Origin of the sequence: Delftia sp. ZNC0008, assembly GCF_000799035.1 — a bacterium.
Taxonomy (GTDB): domain Bacteria; phylum Pseudomonadota; class Gammaproteobacteria; order Burkholderiales; family Burkholderiaceae_C; genus Comamonas; species Comamonas tsuruhatensis.
The window spans coordinates 1-4,676 of record NZ_JTKZ01000475.1; the positions used below are offsets into that span (position 1 = coordinate 1).

Here is a 4,676-nt window from a genome sequence, read left to right on the forward strand (position 1 = left end):
CCGCGTCGGCCATAGCGGGCGATGCCCAGGCCGATGAGCAGGTAGACGGCACAGACCACCATGTACATCTCCACGAAGTACGCAATCCAGTGGGGGTCGCTCATGGCCATCTTCAGGGAGCCAGTGATGTCGTAGATGTTCACGATCGCCACCAGGGAGGTGTCCTTCACCGCGCCGATGAAGTTGCTCACCGTGGGCGCGATGGTCACGCGCAGCGCCTGCGGCAGGACCACGTGGCGCAGCACCTGCACCCTGGTGAAGCCCATGGCCTGGGCCGCCATGACCTGGCCTTGGGGCACGGCCTGCAGCCCGCCGCGAAACACCTCGGCAAGATAGGCCGCGCTGAAGGCCGCCAGGCAGACGGCGATGCGGACCATGGGGTCCACCCGCCATTGCGCGGGCACCAGCATGGGCAGCACGAAGGCCCCGAAGAACAGCAGCGTGATCAGGGGCACGCCGCGCACCGCTTCGATGAACAACGTGCAGAGCACGCGCAGCAAAGGCAGGCTGGAGCGCCGGCCCAGTGCCAGCAGGATGCCCAGCGGAACGCCGGCCAGGCAGGCGATCACGGCAAGGAACAGGGTCAGCGGCAGGCCGCCCCACAGATCGCTGGGCACGGGTGCCAGACCGGCCACACCGCCCGCCATCAGCACGCCAAAGCCGGTCAACCCGGCCAGCAGCATTGCCATGCCGGCGCGGCCGAAGAAGCGCGGCAGTGCCGCCACGCCCACGCTGCCCAGCAGCCAAAGGCTGGCGGCGACGGGGCGCCATTGCTCTGCCACGGGATAGCGGCCCAGGAATACCAGGCGGTATTTCTCGCGCACCACGCCCCAGCAGGCGCCGGCCGCAGCGCGGCATGTGTCGGGGTTGGCTGCGGTTTCGGCGTCGAGCAGGCCCCAGGCCAGCAGCTTCCAGCCTGCCCACAGCGCGGCCAGCAGCAGCGTGGCGGTGATGAGCCCGGAGAGCGCATCTGGAAACAGGCTGGCGCGCAGGCGCTGTGCCAGCGGAACCCGGGGCGGGGCCACCGGCAGGGCCGGTGCGCGGAGTACGGCACTCATGGGCAGGTCTTTCCCGGCTAGCGTGTGATGAAGGCACTGCGCTGGTTGAAGGCATTCAGTGCCAGCGAGGTCAGCAGGTTGATGGCCAGGTAGACCACCGCGATGATGGTCACGCATTCGATGGCCTGGCCGGTCTGGCTCATGGCGGTGTTGGCGACCATCACCACGTCGGGGTAGCCGATGGCCACGGCCAGCGATGAGTTCTTGATGGTGCTGAGCGCCAGGTTGGTATAGGGGGGAATGATCACCCGCAAGGCCTGCGGCAGCACGACCAGGCGCAGCTGCTGGCCGCGGCGCATGCCCAGGGCCGAGGCAGCATTCCATTGCCCGCGCGGTACGGCCTGCAGACCGGCGCGCACGATTTCAGCGCAATAGGCGGCGGCATACAGGCCCAGGGCGCCCACCAGGGCCAGGAATTCAGGCGTCAGCGCCAGTCCTCCGTCGATGCCGAACATGCCCGGTTGCGGGGAACTCCAGTGCCAGCCCGCCGCGCTGTCGTACACCGGGCCGTGTAGGGCCAGCCCCGCCTTGCTCAGAAAGCCCAGGGGGCCGATGGCCAGAGGCCGGTCCACGTCGGGCAGCAGCGAAGTCAGCGCGAAATACCACAGCAGCACCTGCACCAGCAGCGGGATGTTGCGCGCCACATCGACATAGAGGCGCACGGCGCCGCGCAGCAGCGGATGCCTTGCCACTGCGGCCACGCCCAGCAGCAGGCCCAGCACGGTGGCCAGCACGAGCGCGGGCACGGCGGCGCGAACCGTGTTGGCCACGCCGGCCGCGACCGCACGCAGGTAGCTGTCGCCGGGCTCGTAGGGCAGCAGCCCTTCGGAGATGGAAAAGCCGGCCGTCTGCTCCAGAAAGCCGAAGCCCCCGGCAATGCCGCGTGCGGCCATGTTGCGGCTGGCGTTGTGCGCCAGCCAGCCCAGCAGCAAGATCAGCAGCCAGCCGATGGCGAGCTGCAAGGCCAGCCGGCCCCAGCGTGGCCGGGTGGGGGCCGGTGGCTGCCGTGCCCCGGTGTCGATGGCATTCACGGCTTTCACAGCATCTACAGCGTTCGCGGCATTCATGGCAGGGTGCCCTCGGCGCGTCAGTTCATCGGCGGCGACATCATCAGGCCGCCCTTGGTGAACAGCGCGTTCTTGCCGCGCGGCACGTTCAGGCCCGACCTGGCGCCCAGGTTGCGCTCATAGCTCTCGCCATAGTTGCCCACGGCCTTGACGATGCGCAGCGCCCATTCCTTGTCCAGCCCCAGCTGCTTGCCCAGGTCGTCGCTCTGGCCCAGGAAACGCTTGACCTGAATGCTGTCGGAGCGGGTCTTGAGCTCGTCGGCATTGGCCTGGGTGATGCCCAGTTCCTCGGCCTCGATCATGGCGTTGAGTGTCCAGCGCACGACGGCGAACCATTCGTCGTCACCGCGGCGCACGGCCGGGCCGGCCGGCTCCTTGGAGATGACTTCGGGCAGGATCACGTAGTCGTCGGGGTTGGCCAGTTCCTTGCCGCGCAGCACGGCCAGGGCGCCGAGGTCGCCGGTATACGCCTGGCAGCGCCCGCTGCTGAAGGCCTGCAGGGCGGCTTCGGGGTTGTCGAACACCACCGCCTTGTAGTTGAGCTTGTGGGCGCGAAAGTACTCCGACAGGGTCTTTTCCGTGGTGGATCCGCTGATCACGCAGATGGTGGCGCCAGAGAGCTGCTTGACGCTGTTCAGGCCGGGCTTCTTCCTGGCCATGAAGCCCTGGCCGTCGTGGAAATTGATGCCCGCCCACATCAGGCCCAGGCCGTTGTCGCGCGTGAAGGTCCAGGTGGTGTTGCGTGCCAGCAGATCGATCTCGCCGGACTGCAGCGCCGTGATGCGTGTCTGGCTGCTGGTGGGGATGAATTTCACCTTGGTGGCGTCGCCCAGGGTGGCGGCCGCCACGGCGCGGCACAGATCCACGTCCAGCCCGGACCAGTTGCCGCTGCCGTCGGCCAGTGCAAAGCCTGCGCGCCCCGTGTGCACACCGCAGGCCACGGCGCCGCGCTGCTTGATGCCATCCAGCGTCTTGCCTGCGTGGGCCGGCGCGGCAGCGAGCGTGGCCGCGGCGGCCATCGAGGCGAAAAGAAAGCGGAAACGGGCAGGGGCATTCATGCGGAGTCCTTTGCGGCGGGATGGGGGGCCTGGGGTTGCGGCTTGCTCGCCGCAGGTGAAGCGGGGCTGCTGTCCGGTGTCAGGTAGGGAAGCACCGACTCGGACAGTTCGACCAGGCTGCGCACGGCCTGGGGCGTGGCGCGGATGACCTGGGTGGCCAGCGCTTCGACCATGGCCATGGCCGCCAGCACCGACGATGGGAGCAGAGGGTGGGCGGCAGGGGCCAGCAGCACGTAGTCGGCCTGGCCGGCCAGCGGGCTGGTGGCCTCGTCGGTGATGGCGATGGTCAGGGCGCCCCGCTGGCGCGCATGCGCCGTCAGCTCCACCGCTTCGCGTGAGTAGCGCGGCAGCGAGATCGCGATCAGCACGTCCTGCTCCGTCAGCCCCGTCATGCGCCGGACGGCTTGCTCCGTGCCGCCTGCGCAGGCCACTTCCAGCACCTGTGGCAGATAGGGCTGCAGCGCGTCGGCGCCAAAGGCTGCCACATGGTGGGAGCTGCCAAAGCCCATGAACAGGACGCGCCGCGCGCGGCAGATGCGCTGGGCCAGTTGGTCGAGCAGGCCGGGGTCGCAGGCCTGTGCGGCCGCCTGCAGATTGCGCTGCGTGTGCTCGAAGGCCTGCGCTCCCACGGCGCTTGCGGCAGGCTCGTGCGCCGCGCGCAGCTTGTTCACGGGCTCCAGGGCCTGTTGCAGCTGGCGGCCCAGGTGCAGGCGCAGATCGGCAAAGCCTTCGTAGCCGGCATGTTTGGCGAAGCGGTTGACGGCTGCCAGGGAGCCTCCGCAGGCATTGGCCACTTCCTCGGCGCTCAGCGTGACGGCCAGGACCGGATGCGCGGCCATCCAGCGGCCTACCCGGGCGACGGCGGGCGAGCCATCGACGCTGGCGCGCAGCAGTTCCTGTACGGCGGGGTGGGGGTGGAGTTCCATGAATGAATGAAATTGAATGGTATCTTTCATTCATTATTTTTTAGGAGTGAAATCTTTCATTCAGGGGAAACCCTGAACCGAACGATCCATGCGTTCCGCTGGCTGCGGGGGAGTGCGAGGGCGTGAGGGGAGTGGGGGGGAGGGCGGGGCCTCAGGGCCGCACTTGGGCGGAGCCGAAGTGGAGCGCCGTCTTCACGCGGGACGACGCTTGTGGCAGACGGTCATGGGTGCGAGCAAGGGCCTCGCACCCATGGGGCCGCCTGATTTTCGAGAACGACTGGAATCAGTCGGACATCGCGGCCGACAGCTGCTCGATCTGCTCGCTCAGTTCCAGCCAGCGTTCTTCCAGGCTGTCGATCTCGTCGTTGCAGGCCTTGAGGCTGCGGCCTGCTTCGGCCATCTCGGCGGGCGAGATGGGCTGGCTCAGCAGGCCCTCCAGCCGCGTGCGTTCGGCCTGCAGCTGGGGCAGGCGCTTGTCCAGCTGTTCCAGTTCCTTCTTGAACGGCCGGGTCTTCTCGGCCATCTGCTGGCGGGCCAGGGCGGCCAGGCGCCGTTGCTCGCGCTGGT

The 4,676-nt window shown here is 68.4% G+C and carries 4 protein-coding genes and 1 pseudogene; all 5 read right to left on the reverse strand.

Features of this window, described 5'->3' with window-relative positions; all coding sequences use genetic code 11:
* On the reverse strand, positions 1-1,058 hold a 1,058-nt coding region (locus L995_RS16195; protein WP_047472627.1), incomplete at its 3' end, for an amino acid ABC transporter permease.
* 17 nt (positions 1,059-1,075) lie between these two features.
* Positions 1,076-2,089 carry an ABC transporter permease subunit gene (locus tag L995_RS16200; protein ID WP_231574449.1) on the reverse strand — a complete coding sequence of 338 codons (1,014 nt, stop codon included), beginning with the start codon at positions 2,087-2,089 and terminating at the stop codon, positions 1,076-1,078.
* A 56-nt stretch (positions 2,090-2,145) separates the two neighbouring features.
* A complete protein-coding gene (locus tag L995_RS16205; RefSeq protein WP_047472629.1) occupies positions 2,146-3,183 on the reverse strand; it encodes an amino acid ABC transporter substrate-binding protein in 1,038 nt (345 codons plus the stop codon).
* Positions 3,180-4,109: a MurR/RpiR family transcriptional regulator gene (locus L995_RS16210; protein ID WP_231574450.1), complete on the reverse strand. Its 930-nt coding sequence runs from the start codon at positions 4,107-4,109 to the stop codon at positions 3,180-3,182. Before L995_RS16210 ends, L995_RS16205 begins: the two co-directional genes overlap by 4 nt.
* Before the next feature lie 283 nt (positions 4,110-4,392).
* Positions 4,393-4,676: pseudogene (locus L995_RS16215) on the reverse strand (ABC transporter); the annotation flags it as partial.